Origin of the sequence: Aminobacter sp. UC22_36 (genome assembly GCF_044056035.1) — a bacterium.
Lineage (GTDB): Bacteria > Pseudomonadota > Alphaproteobacteria > Rhizobiales > Rhizobiaceae > Aminobacter.
The window spans coordinates 114,412-133,869 of sequence record NZ_CP171996.1 but is presented as its reverse complement, the minus strand read 5'-3'; the positions used below and the strand labels follow the sequence as shown (position 1 = coordinate 133,869).

16 protein-coding genes and 1 pseudogene are annotated in these 19,458 nt (G+C 63.0%); 11 read left to right on the top strand and 6 right to left on the bottom strand.

Annotated features, from left to right (window positions below; translation table 11 throughout):
• Window positions 1–5 precede the first annotated feature (5 nt).
• From ACHMW7_RS03560 to ACHMW7_RS03550, 3 genes are all read right to left on the bottom strand, one after another.
• Window positions 6–878: a MurR/RpiR family transcriptional regulator gene (locus ACHMW7_RS03560; RefSeq protein WP_395448999.1), complete on the bottom strand. Its 873-nt coding sequence runs from the start codon at window positions 876–878 to the stop codon at window positions 6–8.
• A 278-nt stretch (window positions 879–1,156) separates the two neighbouring features.
• Window positions 1,157–1,378, bottom strand: coding sequence for a hypothetical protein (locus tag ACHMW7_RS03555; RefSeq protein WP_395448998.1), 222 nt, complete (start codon window positions 1,376–1,378; stop codon window positions 1,157–1,159).
• A gap of 201 nt (window positions 1,379–1,579) precedes the next feature.
• Window positions 1,580–2,485: a LysR family transcriptional regulator gene (locus tag ACHMW7_RS03550; protein ID WP_395448997.1), complete on the bottom strand. Its 906-nt coding sequence runs from the start codon at window positions 2,483–2,485 to the stop codon at window positions 1,580–1,582.
• A gap of 117 nt (window positions 2,486–2,602) precedes the next feature.
• On the opposite strand from ACHMW7_RS03550, the gene ACHMW7_RS03545 reads away from it, so the two are divergent.
• Window positions 2,603–3,457, top strand: coding sequence for a pirin family protein (locus tag ACHMW7_RS03545; protein ID WP_395448996.1), 855 nt, complete (start codon window positions 2,603–2,605; stop codon window positions 3,455–3,457).
• A 100-nt stretch (window positions 3,458–3,557) separates the two neighbouring features.
• Window positions 3,558–4,247, top strand: a complete 690-nt coding sequence (locus ACHMW7_RS03540; protein ID WP_395448995.1) for a hydrolase — start codon at window positions 3,558–3,560, stop codon at window positions 4,245–4,247.
• Between the two features lie 107 nt (window positions 4,248–4,354).
• On the opposite strand, the gene ACHMW7_RS03535 is transcribed toward ACHMW7_RS03540, so the two are convergent.
• From ACHMW7_RS03535 to ACHMW7_RS03525, 3 genes and pseudogenes are all read right to left on the bottom strand, one after another.
• Window positions 4,355–5,578, bottom strand: a complete 1,224-nt coding sequence (locus tag ACHMW7_RS03535; protein WP_395448994.1) for an alanine racemase — start codon at window positions 5,576–5,578, stop codon at window positions 4,355–4,357.
• 47 nt (window positions 5,579–5,625) lie between these two features.
• Window positions 5,626–7,505: pseudogene (locus tag ACHMW7_RS03530) on the bottom strand (ABC transporter ATP-binding protein).
• Between the two features lie 272 nt (window positions 7,506–7,777).
• Window positions 7,778–8,731 carry a LysR family transcriptional regulator gene (locus ACHMW7_RS03525; protein WP_395448993.1) on the bottom strand — a complete coding sequence of 318 codons (954 nt, stop codon included), beginning with the start codon at window positions 8,729–8,731 and terminating at the stop codon, window positions 7,778–7,780.
• Window positions 8,732–8,896: 165 nt separating this feature from the next.
• Here ACHMW7_RS03525 and ACHMW7_RS03520 point away from each other — a divergent pair, with 165 nt between their 5' ends.
• The 9 genes from ACHMW7_RS03520 (at window position 8,897) to ACHMW7_RS03480 (ending at window position 19,457) form a co-directional block, all read left to right on the top strand.
• Window positions 8,897–10,783, top strand: coding sequence for an ABC transporter substrate-binding protein (locus ACHMW7_RS03520; protein ID WP_395448992.1), 1,887 nt, complete (start codon window positions 8,897–8,899; stop codon window positions 10,781–10,783).
• A gap of 82 nt (window positions 10,784–10,865) precedes the next feature.
• Entirely contained in the window at window positions 10,866–11,903 is a 1,038-nt protein-coding gene (locus ACHMW7_RS03515) for an ABC transporter permease (RefSeq protein ID WP_395448991.1), read from the top strand.
• Window positions 11,900–12,772 carry an ABC transporter permease gene (locus ACHMW7_RS03510; RefSeq protein ID WP_395448990.1) on the top strand — a complete coding sequence of 291 codons (873 nt, stop codon included), beginning with the start codon at window positions 11,900–11,902 and terminating at the stop codon, window positions 12,770–12,772. Before ACHMW7_RS03515 ends, ACHMW7_RS03510 begins: the two co-directional genes overlap by 4 nt.
• A gap of 37 nt (window positions 12,773–12,809) precedes the next feature.
• On the top strand, window positions 12,810–14,486 hold the full coding sequence (locus ACHMW7_RS03505) for a serine hydrolase domain-containing protein (RefSeq protein ID WP_395448989.1): 1,677 nt from the start codon (window positions 12,810–12,812) through the stop codon (window positions 14,484–14,486).
• Between the two features lie 8 nt (window positions 14,487–14,494).
• A complete protein-coding gene (locus ACHMW7_RS03500; protein WP_395448988.1) occupies window positions 14,495–15,586 on the top strand; it encodes an aminotransferase class I/II-fold pyridoxal phosphate-dependent enzyme in 1,092 nt (363 codons plus the stop codon).
• Between the two features lie 17 nt (window positions 15,587–15,603).
• Window positions 15,604–16,401: a M55 family metallopeptidase gene (locus tag ACHMW7_RS03495; protein ID WP_395448987.1), complete on the top strand. Its 798-nt coding sequence runs from the start codon at window positions 15,604–15,606 to the stop codon at window positions 16,399–16,401.
• A gap of 206 nt (window positions 16,402–16,607) precedes the next feature.
• On the top strand, window positions 16,608–17,648 hold the full coding sequence (locus ACHMW7_RS03490) for a PotD/PotF family extracellular solute-binding protein (protein WP_395448986.1): 1,041 nt from the start codon (window positions 16,608–16,610) through the stop codon (window positions 17,646–17,648).
• Window positions 17,649–17,844: 196 nt separating this feature from the next.
• Window positions 17,845–18,669 carry an ABC transporter permease gene (locus ACHMW7_RS03485; protein ID WP_184768624.1) on the top strand — a complete coding sequence of 275 codons (825 nt, stop codon included), beginning with the start codon at window positions 17,845–17,847 and terminating at the stop codon, window positions 18,667–18,669.
• A complete protein-coding gene (locus ACHMW7_RS03480) occupies window positions 18,666–19,457 on the top strand; it encodes an ABC transporter permease (protein WP_395448985.1) in 792 nt (263 codons plus the stop codon). Before ACHMW7_RS03485 ends, ACHMW7_RS03480 begins: the two co-directional genes overlap by 4 nt.
• Window position 19,458: the final 1 nt, after the last annotated feature.

Genomic DNA, 19,458 nt, shown 5'->3' with positions numbered 1-19,458 from the left:
AGGTGTCAGCGTTCAGTTCGACGGCCGGCGTGGCCGACGAAATCGCCATAAAGACCGGACAGCCGGTCCAGTCGTTCTTCGACCTCTGGCCCGAGCTCGCCGATGATCCCGTTGAGCATCAGGTGGACGAGCGTCAGCATCGGTCCGTTGGTGTCCCAAAACAGGTTGATTTCGGAAGGAACCGCAAAGACCTCGCTCGTACAGTCATGCGCCCAGTCGCAGAACAGGTCGGTGACAAGCGTCACCGGCATGCCGATATCGCACGACCTGCGGGCGAGAAGAGCCGCCGTTCGTGAGTAGCGCCGCGCATCGAACATCACGAGCGCCGTGGTTTTCGGGTCGGCGAGCAACACCTCAGAGAAGTTACCCGACGAATGATCGACAAGATGCACGCCGTCGCGGACATACTGGAGCAGGTGGGCCATGGTCGCCGCGATGCCGCGCTCGCTCTGAAAGCCGGCGATGAAGACATGCTTCACCGTCGCCAGGCGTTTGACCACGTCGGCCCATTGCGGCGTCCGGACCAGTTCGTAGACCCGAACGGTGGCGGCGAGTTCGAGCTCGAGGCTCTTTGCCAGGTCGCCGCCACCTTCGCGGGTGCTTGTTTGGAATTCGCGCAGCCGGTCGCCGATCAGCCACGGGCTGTCGCCGACATCGACCTTCAGATCGGCTTTGAGATCCTTGAAATGCTGGTAGCCGATCGAGCGGCAGAAGCGGCCCACTGTAAGTTCGCTGACGCCGACTTTTCCCGCGATCGTGACAGCCGTTTCAAAGGGCAGTTCGCTGAGATTGGCCAGCATGTAGGTGGCGATCGAACGGCCTGCACCCGCGCCGCTCTGCAGGCTGTCCGTCAATCTCTGGCGTACCGTTCCGCTCATGGGGTCCCCTCTTGCCAATCAGACTGTCAGTTTTCTGAATTTGAATCAAGTATGTTATTTTTCTGACAGATGCCTGAGCAGGAGCGGTTGGATCGCGCAGCACGGACATGCTTGATGCCGCCGGAATTCGTCAGGATGAGGGGATTGCAGGCTGTCTGGACGGCAAGCCGCCAATTGACAGCTGACATCAAAGGCTGCGTCACAAGGGGCGGCCAGACACCCTCCACCAGCCGAGCGCGTTGTTGGATTTTACGGCAAACAATGATGCCGAGCTCGGCTCAGCGACATCTGCGCTTTCTGGCCGCGTCGATGGCAGCCTGCTCCTGGCGTAGACCGTCGATCTTCGCTGTCTGCCTGTCCTGGATGGCGCCGACGGCTCTGTTGCCGACGGGCGCCCAGGCTGGAACGTTCCATTGGCCGACCCTGCCGCGGTCGATGGCGACGCGCGAAATGCTGGCCGCCGCGTCGCCCATGGCGACATCGAGATCAGCACAGGCCATGGCATCGTATTTCAGAGGATCGACCGGCCCGGAGGAACCTGAGCGGGATGCGCAGCCCGCCGTGGCAGCCAATGCGAAGACCAGGACAGTCCGCGCTGAAGCAAGAATGATTGCCTTCATCGACCCAGACTAACAAGACGGCCCGACAATTGGAACCGGCTGCCTCAAGCAGGGGCTGCGTCCAAAGGCCGGCACGCGCGTCTACCGTGCGTGTTGGTACTCCTTGGCCAGGAAGTCGAGCAAAGCGCGGACGGATGGCAGCAGGCCGCGTCTCGATGGGAAGACGGCGTGGATGATGCCGGCCGGCGGTGTCCAGTCAGGCAGCACGTCGATCAGCGTTCCAGCGGCAAGATCGTCGCCCGCCACCATCCTCGGCAGCTGGACCAGGCCGGCTCCGGCCAGCGCCGCCAGGCGCAGTGTCACCATGTCTTCGGTGACCAGCCGGGGCTGGTGGGCGATCTGCACGGCAGCGCCCTCGGGCCCTTGCAGGCGCCACTCGTGGTCGCGGTGCGTCGGTCCCCAGGCAAGACTGGGCAGCCGGGTCAGGTCGGCGGGCACGGCGGGCCGTCCAAGCTTTTCCAGGAGTTGCGGGCTTGCCACCAGCCGCTGCGGGCTTTCGGCCAGCACCTTCATCACCAGGTCGCTTTCCTCCAGCGGCGGGAAGCGCACCCGGATGGCGATGTCGAAACCCTCGCGGATGACGTCGACGCGGCGGTTGGTGCTTTCGAGGTGCACTTCGACCTTGGGGCATTCGGCCATGAAGCGGGCGATCATGGCGCTGACCTGGAAATAGAGCACCGAAGACGGGCAACTCAGGCGCACGACGCCTTGCGGCGCGGCGCGCGAGCGCTCGATCACTTCCTGGGCCGCATCGGCCTCGGTCAGCATGGCAACGCAGTGGCGGTAATACTCCATGCCGATCTCGGTCACGGCGAAGCGCCGCGTCGAACGCTGGATCAGCCGCACGCCGAGCCGCTCCTCGAGAAGGCCGATGCGGCGGCTGAGCCGCGAACGCGGCATGCCGAGCTGGCGCGCGGCACTGGCAAAACCCTGCTGGTCGACGACCTGAACGAAGAAGTAGAGGTCGTTGAGATCCTGAAACGCCATTGATTGTCCTCCTGGTAGGACAGTGTGGCCGAATATTGCCGCCTACTGCTCAGTTTGTCCTGCACATATTCTTTTCTCCAACGCAACGCCTCTTTGGGCAAGGCAAGGAGAAACACCATGAGAAAGCTACTTGGGATCTACAGCAGCTCGCGGCCGCATTGGGTCGGCGACGGATTTCCCGTCCGCTCCGTGCTGTCGCAAGGCACGCTCGGGCAGCACGTCAGCCCGTTCCTGCATCTCGATCTGGCCGGCCCCGCCGACTTCGCGCCGGCGACACGGCCAAGGGGGGTCGGGGCTCATCCGCATCGCGGCTTCGAGACCGTCACCATCGTCTATCAGGGCGAAGTCGAGCACAGGGATTCAACCGGCGCCGGCGGGCTCATCGGCCCCGGCGACGTACAGTGGATGACGGCAGCGGCCGGAATCCTGCATGAGGAGTTCCATTCGCAGGACTTCACCCGCAAGGGCGGCACGCTCGAGATGGTGCAGCTGTGGGTCAATTTGCCGGCCAAGGACAAGAACGCCGATCCCGGCTACCAGACCCTGCTGGCGCAGGACATTCCCGAGATCAAGTTGCCGGAAGATGCGGGAACGATCCGCGTCATTGCCGGCGAACGTGACGGCCATAAGGGACCGGCGCGGACCTTCACGCCGATCAATGTGTGGGACCTCTCCCTTAGGCAAGGTGGCACGACGGACCTCGACCTGCCGGACGGCCATGCCGCCAGCCTGGTCGTGTTGCGCGGCAGCATCCGCGTCAACGGCGAGGCCGTGCGCGAGGCGCAGCTGGCCCTGCTCGACCGAACCGGCGGCATAAAGGTCGAGGCCGATACCGAGGCGCTGGTGCTTGTCCTCAGCGGCGAGCCCATCGACGAGCCGGTCGTCATGCACGGACCCTTCGTCATGAACACGGCCGACGAAATCCACCAGGCCATCGCCGATTTCCAGAGCGGCCGTTTCGGCGCGATCTGACTGCCGACAAGTTCCCGGGCCGAACCAGGCCCGGCTTCCTGCCCGCGAGTTGTGCGGGCAGTCCCGGGCGCACGCCCATCACCCCCTGAAAGGAAACGTCATGAGCACGAACGCAAACATTGCCAATTTCAACGGCCAGCGGCCAGTCATCGACCCCAACGATGCCGTGCTGCTTCTCATCGACCACCAGAGCGGCCTGTTCCAGACCGTTGCCGACATGCCGATGCCGGTGCTGCGCAACCACGCCGCAGCGCTCGCCAAGATGGCGACGCTGGCAAACATCCCCGTCATCACCACGGCTTCGGTGCCGCAGGGCCCGAACGGTCCGCTGATCCCCGAGATCCACGAGAATGCGCCGCACGCCACCTATGTCGCTCGCAAGGGTGAGATCAATGCGTGGGACAACCCCGACTTCGTAGCCGCGGTGAAGGCGACTGGTCGCGGCACGCTGATCATCGCCGGCACCATCACCAGCGTCTGCATGGCCTTCCCGGCGATCAGCGCGGCCTATGACGGCTACAAGGTCTTCGCTGTCGTCGATGCGTCGGGCACCTATTCGAAGATGGCGCAGGAGATCACCCTGGCCCGTGTCGTCCAGGCCGGTGTCGTGCCGATCGATACGGCGGCTGTCGCTTCCGAGCTGCAGAAGACGTGGCACCGCGACGATGCACAGGAATGGGCCCAGATCTACACCAGGATCTTCCCAGCCTACCAGCTGCTGATAGAGAGCTATCTCAAGGCCCAGCAGGTCGAAAAAGACCACGAGCAGCTGGACTCGGTGCGGGCCTAACCGTCCGCTTGCGATGGTGGCCTGGCGCCGCCATTCACCGAGCGCCATGAGCCGCAGGCGAAGCTCCGCGCCTGTGGCTCATGGCCATTTCTGCCGACGCGATGCGCTCAGGTCTGGCAGCTGCGGGCGTCGACCGTATGCGTCAGCGCCTCGCCTTCGTCGCGGCGCAGGGTGAAACGGTCGAAATTGGCGATCGTGGCGCAGGAGTGGTTGGGAAAGACCCGGACGCGGCTGCCGAGAGGCAAGCTGCGGCCCGAAACCGGCACGAAGCCATGCTCCTCCGACATCCGTTCGAGCGTCCACACGCCTGCGTCGCTGCCGCCGTCCGCGTCGATGACGATGCCGAAGCCGTTGCCGCCCATGCCATGGGCGCCACGGTCGGAACTCATGGTCTTCGAGCCGGCATCGATGATGAAATGCGTGTCGTTGGAGGCAACGACACGGGCAACGACTGAGAGCGCCAGATCGTCAGCGCCGCAGATGCCGAGGCGAAGAGCGGTGCCGTCGAGGAAGACGTAATTGCCGGGACGGATGCAGTCGACCGCCTGAAGCGGTGCGCCGACGCAGGTCGGCGTCGCGCCGACGGAAATGCAGGGGACCATGATACCAAGGCTTTTGAGTTCGGCGGCGAGGCCGGCCATCGCCGATGCCTCGTTGCGGGCAACAGTGGCAAGGCCTTCGGCGTCGGCGGCAGCGTAGGAGTGACCGGCATGTGACAGCAGGCCAGCGAAGCGCAGGCCGTGTGCCGTCGTGATCTTCTGGCAAACGGCGATTGCTGCCGGGTCATGTGGCTTGAGGCCGACGCGGCCGAGGCCGACGTCGACCTTGAGGAACACGCCGATTTCGACATCGTGGCGCATGGCGGCTGCAGACAGCGCGTCGACGCCGGTTTCACTCGCGGCGATTGTCCGGAGCTCGGTGCCATGCGCTTTGACCGCAGGCAGCAGGCGATCGAGCGATGAGGCACAGACGATGGGGTAGGCGACAATGATCGACGGTATGCCGGCTTCGACAAAGACCAGTGCTTCGCTTGGTTTGGACGCGGTGATGCCGCGCGCGCCAAGCGCCAGCTGTCGTCTGGCCAGTTCGACGCTCTTGTGCGTCTTGACGTGCGGGAACATCGCCAGACCGGCGGCATCGGCGCGGCGCTGCATGGCCTGCATGTTACGGGCGAGACGCGTCTCGTCGACCTCGACATAGGGCGTTGGCCGCAGTGCTGCGGCGGGGCGCCGGAGGCCTTCGATCTTCAGCCGCGCCGGACTTCCGGCAATGTCGAGGGTTGTGCTGCCAGCCGCGGTTGCGACCGCCAGCGACACGTTTGAAGTGGTCATTTGGAAATGCTCTGATTGAAAACGAAGAACTCTTGATGGGGTCGCCATCAGCCTGCGGCAACCTGCCGGACGAAATGGGTCGATGAGATTTGATGCATCGGCAGCTCGACAGGTACGAAATCAGGCGCACGCATGGCACTGGGGATTTCGTCGGACATCGGCTGGCGCCCTTCCGGGCGGCGCGTCGGATCGGCGATGGGAACCGTCGACAACAGCTTGCGTGTGTAAGGGTGCTGCGGGTTGTTGAAGACCGAGCGGCGATCGCCGATCTCGACGATTTCGCCGAGATACATCACCGCGACGCGATGCGCGATGCGCTCGACCACAGCCATGTCGTGGCTGATGAACAGCAGTGCGATCTGCATGTCGCGCTGCAGGTCCATCAGAAGGTTGATGACCTGCGCCTGGATCGTCACGTCGAGCGAAGCGACGGCCTCGTCGGCGACGATGAGCCGGGGATTGAGCGCCAGGGCGCGCGCGATACAGATGCGCTGGCGCTGGCCGCCGGAAAACGCATGCGGGTAGCGTTCGAGGTGTTCGGGCGAAAGCTCGACCTTGGCCATCAGTTCGGCGGCACGGGCGCGCATGGTTTCGGTCGAGCCAAGCTTGTGGACCCGCATCGGGTCCATCAGCGACTGCTCGATGGTCATGCGCGGGTTGAGCGAGGAGAACGGATCCTGGAACACCATCTGCGCCTGGCGGCGAAACCGCGCCACGACCTGGCGCGGGGCGCCGATCAGTTCGGTGCCGTCGAAACGGATCGAGCCGGAGCGTGGCTTGTCGAGCTGCATGAGCGAGCGGGCGACGGTGGATTTGCCACAACCCGACTCGCCGACAAGCGCCAGTGTTTCACCCGGGAAGATATCGAAGGAGACGTTCTCGACGGCATGAACGCGACCGGAGACGTGGCCGAACAGGCCGGCTTTGAGGTCGAAACGCGTCACCAGGTTGCGGACGGCGACGAGCGGCTGGCGCGTTTCCTTAAGTTGGGTGGATGCGTTCATTTGCTCACCTCGGCGAGCTGGCGCTCGGGCTCGAACACCAGCAACGGGAATTTTTCCGGCGCATCCTTGTCGGCCATGCTGCCCAGCCGGGGCACGGCTGAAATCAGGGCGCGGGTATAGGTATGCTTGGGATTGGCGAAGACGTCGTGGACGGAGCCGGTCTCGACGATCTCGCCCTTCAGCATGACGCAGACGCGGTCGGCGACTTCGGCGACGACGCCCATGTCATGGGTTATGAACAGCACCGACATGCCGATCTCGCTTTGCAGCGCGCGGACCAGATCGAGGATCTGCGCCTGGATCGTCACGTCGAGCGCTGTAGTCGGCTCGTCGAGGATCATCAGCGACGGCCGGCAAGCCAGCGCAATGGCGATCATCACACGCTGGCGCATGCCGCCGGAGAGTTGGTGCGGGTACTGGTCGAGCCGGCGCTCGGCGTCTGGAACGCGGACCAGCTTGAGCGTGTTGAGTGCGATCTGGCGCGCCTGCGCCGGCGTCTTGTCCTGGTGATGGATCACCGCCTCGGCAATCTGGTCGCCAACGGTGAAGACCGGGTTGAGACTGGACATCGGGTCCTGGAAGACGATCGAGATCTCCGACCCCCGGAGCTCTTCGACGCGCTTTTCTGACAGCTTGGCGAGGTCGGCGACCTTGCCGTCCTTGAAACGCATCAGCACCCGGCCGCCTGATATGGCGGCACCGTCATATTCGGTGAGCCGCATGATCGTCATCGCGGTAACCGATTTGCCCGATCCGGATTCACCGACAAGCGCCACCGTCTCGCCGCGCGAGATGGTGAAGGAGATGCCGCGGACGGCACGCAGTTGCGCCCTGGAGCGGACGGCAAAGGAGACTTCGAGATCCTCCACCGAAAGGATGACATCCTCGGGCAGTTCGGGTGTCGCGGACTTGGCAGGGATCATCGGCACATGGACCCAGTTTCAACGATGGACGTCGTGTCCGCGGCATCGAACGCAAGGGGGCTGCATTCTGTCAATAGGGCGGGCAGGGGCTGCCGATGGCCGCGAAGGCGCCGTCGGCGCAGTTCGGTGCAGACGATGTGTTGTCGAACTGGGGCAAAAGCCAGCGAAATCAACGGGTGGCGATGGGCGTGGCCAAAACTATGCGTGCCGCGCATTGCCCCACCTGTCTTCGCATATCGTGTCCAAAGCGCAATTCGCGGCGCGCTGGATCGTCAGGCTGCGTCCAGGGCAGCTTCGAAAGCGCTCTTGTACTGGGGCAGTTCGGCGCATTCCCTGAGATGCTGCCACAGTGCGTCGCTGTCGTGGCTGCCAGCGCCTGCGCGCCTGAAGATCCGGATCTCCATTTCCGACGACATCTGCTGGCCACCGATCTGGACGAGCTGACCTTGTTTCATCGCCTCGGCGACGCAGATTTGCGGCAACCAGGCAACGCCGCGGCCCGCAACCGCCATGTGCTTCAAGCCGTCGGCAAGTGCTGACTGGTAGACCGTGCTGAGGTTGAGCGGCCGACGCCAGCGCGACTGGATCAGCGTCGCCAGCTTGCCGATGTAGCCGTCGCTCCAGGAATAGGCGAGGTAGGGGATTTCAGTGCTCTCCGGCACGTCGAGGTCGAACAGCGCCCTGCCGTTCTCATCGGTTCCAGACACCAGAATGAGCCTATCCTTGCCGATCAGCAGGGTTTCGAACGGTCCGCCCTCCAGAACCGGCGGCCCGTCGGGGTGGACATAGGTGATGCAGAAGTCACACTGCCCGGAGCACAAATGGTCGACGCTTTCGAGGAAATCGGCTGCATGCATGCTGGTGCGCAACGGCATGCGCGAGATCAGCGGCGAGCTGATCCATTTGGGGAAGAAGTACATCGCCAGCGTATGCAGCGAGGTGAAGGTCAGCATCGCCGAGCTTTCGCCAGCGACGTTTCTGCAGTCCGTGCGCAGGCGGTAGGCTTCCCGCACCAGCCTCTGGCAACCGGGCAAAAACATGTTGCCGGCCCGGGTCAGCTGTACCGGATAGGTGCTGCGGTCGATCAGATCGGCGCCGATCCAGTTCTCCAGTGATTTGATGCGCCGGCTGAACGCCGGCTGCGAAATATTCCGCGCAGTCGCCGCCGTCGAGAAATTGCGCGTCGCGGCAATTTCCAGAAAATCCTCAAGCCATTGCAGTTCCATGCCTGCCCTCATGCGTCTTTTGCATAGTCCATCCTATCTACACATTGGACAGACCGGCAAGCGCTCTTCTAGCCTTTCCCTAACGAGAAGAGAAACTTCCGCCTCCACCACAAGGGAACGATGATGAAACGAGCCTTAGCCCTAGCCATGAGTTTGGGGTTCGCCATGACGGTTGCCCCCGCCATGGCCGAGACCAAGAATCCCGGAACCTTCGTGTTCCTGTGGACCGACGACATCCTGTCGTTTGATCCCGCCTATATCGACAACACGCCGAGCTCCTATGGCGCGCTCAACGTCTACAGCCGGCTTTTGAACTACAACGGCTCGAAGATCTCCGAGTTCGTGCCGTCGTTGTCGACCGAAGTACCGTCGCTCGAAAACGGCCTCATCAAGCAGGGCGACGATGGCTCGGTCAGTTACACCTTCCCAATCCGCAAGGGCGTTCACGCGCACAAGGTCGGCATCAAGGGCGCCGATGGCAAAATCGCCTGGGAATATTACGACAAGCTGACTGATGCGCAGAAGGCGACGATCGAACCAGGTTACGGCCAGATCACGCCCGAGGACGTGCGCTATTCGCTGCTGCGCTCCATCCTTCAGGGACGATCGTCGATGTCCAGCGCGACTGCCGAGGTGATCAGCGCGGGCAAATACACCGACATCTCCAAATGGGTCGAGGCCGAAGGCAAGGTCAAATCCATCAACGATGCGAGCCCCGAGACGCTGCGCAAGGTTTACGACCAGCTCGCCTCGCAAATCGTCGTCGAAGGCGACAACGTCATTTTGAAGTTGCCGAAGTCGTTTCCGGCGACGCTAGGCGTGATCGCGCTGCCGTTTGGCACCTCGATCCTCGACAAGGAATGGGTCGTCTCCGTCGGCGGCTGGGACGGTACCGCCGACGATTGGAAGAAACATTATCGCCCCGAACTCGGCGACAACCCGCTGTTTGCCGAGGAAAACGGCACCGGCCCGTTCATGCTTGAGGAATGGGATCGCACCGACCGCCGCATCACGCTGAAGCGCTTCGACAACTACTTCATGGGCCCGGCCAAGCTCGAACGGGTCGTCATGCGCACCGTTCCGGAATGGACGACGCGGCGCCTGCAGCTGCTGTCCGGCGATGCCGATTTCGCCACCACGCCGGTAGAGTTCCTCGATGAACTGAGCAAGACCGACGGCATCAAGGTCATCGATGGCCTGCAGAAGGTGTTCTCGCGCGGCATCTTCTTCGCCTGGCCGCTCGACGACAACGACAATCCGGCCATCGGAAGCGGCAAGCTGGACGGCCAGGGTATTCCGCCTGATTTCTTCGGCGACATCGATGTCCGCAAGGGCTTCAACTATGCGCAGAACTATGACGCGCTGCTGAACCAGGTGCTGCTCGGCAAGACCGTCCAGTCACGCGGCCCGACGGTGCGCGGCATCATGGGCTATCGCCCGGATTCGCCTGTTTACAGCTACGATCCGGCCAAGGCCGAAGAGCACTTCAGAAAGGCGTTTGGCGGCAAACTATGGGACACCGGCTTTACCTTCACGGCCTATGTGACGGAGGGCTACCCGCAACTGACCGCCTCCTTGTCCGCATTGCAGCAGGGCCTGTCGCGGATCAATCCGAAGTTCAAGATGCAGATCCAGGCGCTGCCATGGGCCTCTGTCTCGGATAAGCTCAACAACCGCGAAAAGCCGGCGGCACCGCTGACCGTCATGGGCTGGGGTCCCGACTATTCTGATCCGGGCGGCCCACTCGGTGCGGCAACCTACTATCTCTCGCCGACCGGGCTCGTCGGCGGCATGGCCGGCCAGGGCTACCGCGACCTGATGGCGGAGAAGTTCAAGCCCTTGCTGGATGAAGCCTGGGCCTCGAACGATCCCGCCGTGCGCGAGCCGATCTATGCCAAGTTGCAGGAGATGTCGCATGAATACGCCACCACCCAGTTCCTGTGGGAGGACTTCGGCTACATCGTCACCCGCAGCAACATCGATGGTTATGTCGACAACATGGTCCTCTACGGCGCCTGGGACTTTTACCCGGTGACCAAAGCCAACGACTGATTGGCCAGCGGCACGTCGGGCGGCAACGCTTGCCCGACGTGCCCACTGCTTCATTTCCCCTGAAATCGGAACGTGTGAACCCGTGCTGAACTACGCACTCAGACGACTGATGATGCTGCCCATCGTCCTGTTCGCTCTGTCATTGATGATCTTTGCGCTGCAGATGTCGCTATCGCCGACGCAGCGCCTGGCGGCCTACGCGCCGTCGCCTGACTACCTCAAAGGTGGCCAGGAAAGCATCCGCAGGATGATCGAACAATACGGGCTGAACGACCCCTTCTACATCCAGTACGGCCGCTGGATCGGCGGCATCCTGACCGGCAATCTCGGCTGGTCCGAGACGGCCCGGCAGCCGGTGTCATCGGCGCTGATGTCGTTGTTTCCGGCGACGCTGGAGCTGGTGGTCTTGGCTTTTGTCCCGTGCCTTTTGCTTGCCGTTTTTCTCGGCTCGCGGGCCGGTATCTACCTCAACCGCTGGCCGGACCACGTCATCCGCATCTTCACCATTCTTGGCTGGTCATTCCCTGTCTACGTGTTCGGCCTGTTGATGCTGCTGATCTTTTATTCGGCGCTCGACTGGTTCCCGCCCGGCCGGCTCAGCCAGTGGGCCCAAACGATCGTGAGTTCCGACGAGTTCGTGCGTTACACCGGCGCCAACACGGTCGATGCGCTGCTGAACGGCAATTGGGCGATCTTCGGCGACTCGCTTCGCCACCTTGCCGCACCCGTCATCACGCTGACCTATGTCAACGTTGCCAGCATGACGCGGGTGATGCGCACCTCGATGCTGGAGACGCTGCGCCAGGACTATGTCCGCACCGCCCGCGCCAAGGGCCTGCCGCGCCGTGTGGTGGAGCTCAAGCACGCGCGGCGCAACGCGCTGTTGCCGGTTGCCACCATCGCCGGCATGGAGCTGGCGGTCATGATGGGGGGCGTCGTCATCACCGAGACCATCTTCGATTATGCCGGCCTAGGCCAGTTCGCGGCCAAGACGGCCGCCGGTCTCGACTTCCCTGCGGTTCTCGGCTTCGGCCTCTATTTCGCGGTCGTTCTCGTGGTGATCAACCTGATCGTCGATCTCATCTATCCGCTGCTCGATCCGAGGGTGAAGACGCAATGAAGATTCTTCGTTACCTTGCGCGCAACCCGGTCTCCCTGCTGGGTGTTGCGATCCTTCTCGCCTTCGTGCTGATCGCCATCTTCGCCCCGGTCCTGGCACCGCCGCAAAGTTATCAATTGTCGCCCTATGACACGCCGCGCGCCGGTTTCCTGGCCACGCCGCAGCCGCCGTCTCCGGACGCGATCTTCGGCACCACCCAAGGCCAGTACGACATCTTCTACGGTATCGTCTGGGGCACCCGCACGGCGTTCAAGATCGGCTTGGGCGTTGTCGCCATCTCCGTCCTGATCGGCACGGTGGTGGGCGCGGTCGCCGCCTACTATGGCGGTCGGCTGGACGAGCTTCTGATGCGCATCGTCGACGTGTTCATGGCGGTGCCGTTCCTGATCGCCGCGATGGTGCTGACGGCACTACTCGGCAAGGGCATCACCCCGATCACCATCGCGCTGACGACATTCGGCTGGATGAGTTACGCCCGCATCGTTCGAAGCGAGATCCTGAGGATCCGCGAGATGGACTATATCCACGCGGCCAGGAGTTACGGCGCCAGCGATCTCAGGCTGATCGTGCTGCACATCCTGCCCAATGCGATGTTCCCGGTGCTGGTGCTGGCGACGATGGCAACCGGCTCGATGGTGCTGTCGGCGTCGGCGCTCAGCTTCCTTGGTGTTGGCACCGAGGAAGGTTATGCCGACTGGGGTCAGTTCATCGCCTATTCGCGCAACTGGATCGTTGGCCAGCCCGGCAATCCGTTCCAGTTCTGGTACACGCTAGCCTTCCCCGGCGCTGCCATCTTCCTCTTCGTGTTGTCGTGGAATCTCGTCGGCGATGCGCTGCGCGATATGCTCGACCCCCGTCATTCCCATTGAGACCCCCCCCCATTTTTTGAGATCTAGGAGCGTTTGCATGCCTTCCCTGTCTGCTGCCTCGATCGAGCTGTTCGAGGACCTGATCCGCTACGAAGTCGAAGACAAGGCGATCCCGTCGATTTCCTACGCCCTTGTCGACCGCGACGGCGTACTCGCCAAAGGCCATATCCAGCGTAGCGATCGCCATTTCGTCATGGGCGAAGACACCTGCTTCCGCATTGGCTCGATCACCAAGACCTTCACCTCGCTGGCGATGATGCAGCTGGCCGAAAGGGGGCTGGTCGATATCGATGTCGACGTGTCGACCTATCTGCCTGGCTTCCACCCGATCAACCCGTTCGCCGGTGCCGAGGGCGGTCCGCATGGTTCTGTGATCAGCCTGCGCAAGCTGATGACCCATACCTCGGGCCTAGTGCGCGAACCCAAGAGCGGCCACTATCTCGATGCAACCCGACCGCCGCTGGAAGACACGGTGAATGAGCTCGCCTCTTCAACGCTTAAGCAGGACCCGAGCCTGGGCGTGATGCACTATTCCAACGCCGGCATCGCGGTGGTCGGGCGGGTCATCGAGGTGGTGACCGGCCAGAGCTATTCAGACTATGTCGCCGAAAACATCCTGAAGCCACTCGGCATGGACAAGTCGTCCTGCGGCATGGCGCCCGGCATCCGCGAGCGGCTGGCGCCAGCCGACATGTGGACGTTGGACGGCGACACGCCGGCACCGGTGTTCAGTCTTGGCGGTTCGCCTGCGGGCAACATCTTCTCCACCACAAGTGATATGGCTCGCTATGTGCAGTGCCTGCTGCGCGGCGGTTTCGACGCCGAGGGCAATTCGATCATCTCGCCCGCTTCGCTGCGCGAGATGTGGACGCCGTTCGGCAAGCGCCCCGACAGCCTGGACAAGTCGATGGCCGGCTACGGCCTGTGCTTTGGTGCGGGTGACGTCGATGGCTGGGAGTCGGTCGGCCATGGCGGCGCGGTCTATGGCTATGCCTCGCATATGCTGATCCTGCCTGGCGCTGGCATCGGCGTGCTGATGTTTGCAACGCTCGATTTCTCCAACCAGATCGCCTCGCGTCTCGGCGTCGACGGCCTGCGCATCGCGCTGTCCGAACGCAAGATGGGCAAGCCGCTGCAGCGTGTGCAACGCCCGCCTGTGATCGCCGACGAGCAGTTCACAAGCCTGCCCGGCTATTACCGCGACGACGCCACGCAGGAGGTCGTCGAGGTCAAGGCGAAGGCCGGCAAGCTCTATCTGATGGGCGATGGCGTGCCGTTGCAGATACGGCCAGTATCAGGCAAGGACTTCGTCATTGACGGCCGCATCTATGGCCGCGGCGCGGGATACGCCCACATGAACCTGTCGTTCCCCGCGCAGGGCAAACTGACGTGGAAGGATGCCAACTGGACGCGTATTGAAGCGCCGACCGACGAGGCGGTGCCTGACGCAATCAAGCCGCATCTTGGCGAATACGGGCCAGACTTCAATATCACCTACCTGACCTACAGCCATGGCGGGCTGAAGTGCCTGATCGAGTATTTCTGCACCCACAACTGCGAACCGGTCGAGCAAGGGCGCTTCCGCATGCATGGCAAGCTTTATGAGGACGAGATCCTGGAGCTCGATGCCGTCGACGATAACGGCAAGCGTGGCATCCGTGTCGGGCCGATGTTTTTGGAGCGCCGCGCATCCTCCCAAGCGGCAGCGGCCTGAGCCGGGGCATGACCGTCCCCTTCAAGATGGAATCGCCCATCGGCGCCCGCATGGTGATTGGCGGGCGCGAGGTCGATTATTACTGCGGCACGTCCTATTTCTGCCTGCATGGCCACCCCGAGGTGATCGAGGCGGCCTGTGCTGCAACCAGACGGTATGGCATGGGGCCGGGGACGCTGGCTCACATGCAGGTCTATGCCGACCTGCAGGAGCGGCTGCGCCAGTGGTTCGGCACCGAGGAGGTCGTCTACATGATCTCCGGCTACACCAGTCCGCTGGTGTTGCTGCAGGGCCTGCGCGAGGATTTCGACGTCATCTTCATCGACGCCGCGACCCATTACAGCACACGTGATGCGATCCCGACGCTGGGCAAGCCGGTGCACGAATTTCGTCATGGCGATGCGGGTGATCTCTCCGAACAGCTGTCGCGTCATGTCTTGCCGAAACAGCGGCCGGTGGTGCTGACAGACGGGGTGTTTCCGTCCTCCGGCCGCCTGGCGCCGCTCAGCGACTTCAGGCAGGCGATGGCGCCATACGAGGGCGCGCTGTTGTGCATCGACGATTCTCACGGCGTTGGCGTGCTCGGCGAAACCGGGCGCGGCTCGTTGCAGCACGCCGGGCTCGAAGACGCGGGCAATTTCCTCGCCGGAACAATGAGCAAGGCGTTTGGTGCGCTCGGCGGTGTCGTTCCCGGCGACGCTGCCTTGGCCGAAAAGATCACCCGCAATGCGATGATCATGCGTGGCGCCTCGCCGGCGCCGCCCGGCCTCGCCGCGGCTGCAGCCGCATCGCTACGGGTTCTGCAGACCACCGACAAGCGAGCCAATCTGGCGCGCAATGTCAGGCACATGCGCGGCGGCTTGCGAGCACTGGGCTTCGAGGTCGCCGATACGCCGGTGCCCATAGTCACCATCAAGGGCGTCACCGATCTGGAGCAACTGCGCGATCGCCTTGCCGAGCGCGACATCATCGTCAGGGTAACGCAGGCGGGCGGTTATTCCGATGCGTCGGATGTGCCAACCATGCGGCTCGCGGTATTTTCCGAGCATTCGCCCGTCCAGATCGACAGGCTGTTGTCGTCGATATCAGAGCTTCTTTGAAACCGTAGGGAACGATCATGAAAGTGTTCATCAGCGCCGACATCGAAGGCACCGCCGGCATCACCGTTTGGCCGGAGGCCAAGAAAGGGCATGCGGAGTACGACGAGTTCCGCGAATACATGACCGACGAGCTGGTGGCGGCCTGCGAAGGCGCCAAGGCCGCCGGTGCCAAGGAAGTGGTGGTCAAGGACGCGCATTCCACCGGGCGCAACCTGATCCTGTCGAAGTTGCCGGCCTATGTCAGCATCATCAGGGACTGGAGCGGTCACCCCGACATGATGATGTTCGGCATCGACAACAGCTTTTCGGCGGCACTCTACACCGGCTACCACAACAAGGCCGGCACCGACACCAATCCGCTGGCGCATACGCTGACCGGTACGGTGTCGCGTCTGCTGATCAATGGCGAGGTGGCGTCCGAATACACGCTCAATGCGCTTTGCGCCGCGCGCTATGGCGTGCCTTCGGTGTTCCTGGCGGGCGACGCCGGCATGTGCGCCGAGGCCAAGCTATTGGTGCCGCGCATTGGCACAGTTGCCACCAGCGAGGGGTTCGGCCCGTCGACCCGGTCGCTGACGCCGAAAGCCTCGGTGGCCGCGATCCGCGCTGGCGTTGAAGAGGCGCTGTCGCGCGATCTCAAATCATGCCTGCCAAAACTCGCCGACAGCTTCGAACTGGTAGTCGAATACACCACCCCGATCGAAGCCTATCGCGGCAGCTGGTATCCCGGCGTTGAGCATCCGGCGCCGCGCACGCTGCGCTTCCGAGCGAAGGATTTCTTCGAAATCCAGCGCGCAATACGCTTCATCGTGTAGGGACGCAGACACCGCAAGACCGGTGACGCGATCGACAAACAAGCCCGGCAATCTGCCGGGCTTTTTTATCGCCAGCCTTCATATGCGGCAGATTATGATGTGCGTTGCACAACATTTGGAGTTGCACCTTAGCTGTCACGAAAATAGGCTCACCCGTCCCTCCGTGCGCCCATAGGCGTCAGGGCGTCAAACAACAGAGGCTTTCCATGACACGACTTCACACCCTTCTCGCGGCTGGCGTTGCCGGCCTCGCGACGACGCTCGTCGCCGCGCCGGCGTTTGCCCAGGGCAAGACCCTGACCATCTCCTGGTGGGGTTTCAACGGCGACAAGCTCGACGAGTACATCGTCAAGCCGTTCAAGGAGAAATGCGGCTGCGAAATCGTGTTCGAGACCGGTAACAACGCCGACCGCCTCAACAAGATCAAGATCCGCAACGGCGAGGGTGTCGACGTCGCCTACTTCACCGACGCCTATTCGCAGATCGGCATCAAGGAAGGTCTGTTCCAGCCGATCGACAAGTCGAAGGTGCCGAACCTCGAAGGCCTCTACGATCTCGCCAAGGCACCGCAGGGCGAATTCGGCCCGGCCTACACCATCGGCCGCGTCGGCGTGATCTACGACACCGCCAAGGTGAAGGCGCCGATCACCTCCTGGAATGATCTGTGGAAGGAAGACTTCAAGGCGTCGCTGTCGCTGCCGGGCATCACCACCACCGCCGGCCCGATGGCCGTCATGATCGCCGGCACCCATGCCGGCGTCGATCCCTTCACCGATGCCGACGGTGCCTTCAAGGCGATCGAGGCGCTGAAGCCCAATGTCGTCAAGAACTACAACACCGGTTCCGAGCTGGTGAATCTGTTCTCGACCGGAGAAATCTCGGCTTCGGTCGCCCAGGACTTCACGCTCGCCCAGATCCAGGCTGCCGTGCCGACCGCCGCATGGGCCAACCTCTCGGACGGTGCCATCGCCACGCTGAACACCATCAACATCCCCAAGGGCGCGGCCAATGTCGAACTCGCCCACGAGTTCATCAACTTCGTGCTGTCGAAGGAAGTGCAGCAGAAGACCGCCGAGAACGGCGTCGACGCGCCGGTCGTCAAGGCTGTCGAGCTGACGCCGGAACAGGCCAAGCTGTGGACCTACGGCGCCGACATGATCGCTTCGCTGAAGCAGGTCGACTACGAGAAGCTCAATTCGGCCAAGACCGAGTGGGTCGATCGCTGGAATGAGGTGTTCGGCATGTAATCGCCATCGGGGCGGGAAGGCATGGCTTTCCCGCCCGCCATTGTGCGCTTGGGGCCACGCGCCCCAAGCATTTTCTTGCCGCTGTCACAGCCCTTGCGGCATTCTGCGCCTTTCGCGGCCGCCCGATGAAGGGTAGCACGCCGCAACAAGATCTCCCGGGCGCCATCTGTCCGCGGAAACTGGAAGAGATTTCATGCTGAAACGCTTTGCCGGATGGTGGCTCGCAGGGCCGGCTACGCTGGCCGTATTGGTGTTCCTGGTGCTGCCGGTCGCGGCCACCATCGCTACGACCTTCGGCGAGGACGGCGGCATCTTCGCGCCCTACATCGCCTTCTTCAACAGCGGCTTCCGCCGCACGGTTCTGTGGCGCACCATCGAGATTTCGCTGGCGACGACCGCCATCTCGCTCGTCGTCGGCTTCCTCACCGCCTATGTCGTGTCGAAGTCGCCGGGCAAGCTGAAGAGCCTTTTGATCATCGCAGCCGTCTTCCCGCTGCTGACCGGCGTGGTGGTGCGTTCCTTCGCTTGGCTGATCATCCTCGGCAAGAACGGCATCCTCAACAACTTCCTGGTCGGCATCGGCGCGATCAGCGAGCCGCTGTCGATGCTTTACACGCAGGGCTCGGTCATCGTCGCGATGGTCTATCTGTTCGTGCCGCTGATGATCCTGACGCTTGTCGGCGTGCTCGAAAACATCCCCGACGATGTCGTCCAGGCTTCCGCTTCGCTCGGCGCCACGCCGGCCGGCACGTTCCGGCAGGTGATCCTGCCGCTCGCCGTGCCCGGCCTGATCGTCGGCGCGGTGCTGGTCTTCACCGGCTCCTTCACCGCCTACGCCACGCCGCAGCTTCTCGGTGGCGAGCGGCAGATGGTGATGGGCACGCTGATGTACCAGCGCGCCATGGTGTCGTTCGACTGGGTCGGCGCGTCGACAATCGCAGCAATCATGGTGGTGATCACCATCACCGTGGTTCTTGCCATGAGCCGCGTTGCGCGGCGCCTCAACCCGATGGCGACATGATGACCAGCCGTATCAATCCCCTGCTGATCCTGTTCACCGTCCTGGTCTACATCTTCCTGATGGGGCCGCTGATCATCGTGCTTGGCGCCTCGGTCAGCGACACCACTTACCTGACCTTCCCGCCGCAAGGCCTGACGCTGCGCTGGTTCGAGAACATCTTCGCCATCAGCGCCTTCAAGCGCACGATCATCACCAGCCTGGAACTTGCCTTCCTGGCGACCGGACTGGCGCTGCTGATCGGCATTCCGGCGGCCTATGCGCTCAACCGCTACCGCATCAAGCTGCCGTCCTGGCTGTCGACTGTCTTCGTGCTGCCGATCCTGGTGCCCGAGATCGTGCTCGGCTTCTCGCTGCTCAAGTCGGTCGCCGTCGGCATGCAGACGCCGATCTTCCTGACGCTGCTCGTCGGCCATATGCTGCTGGTGCTACCCTATTGCGTACGCGTCATCTCGGCGAGCCTCGCCTCGTTCGACTTCTCGATCGAGGAAGCCGCCGTCAGCCTCGGCAGCCCGCCGATGAAGACCTTCTTCACCATCGTTCTGCCCAATGTCCGCTCCGGCGTGATCGCGGCCTTCATCCTGGCCTTCATCACCTCGATCAACGACGTGTCGACGTCGCTGTTCTTGACCGGCCCCGGCATTTCGACGCTGCCGATCCAGATCCTCGCCCATGTCGAGCAGTTCTTCGATCCGACCATCGCCTCGGTGTCGGTGCTGCTGATGCTGCTCACCGTCGCAGTCATGGCCATCGTCGAGCGCACGCTCGGCCTCACCTTCCTTGCGAAGTAGA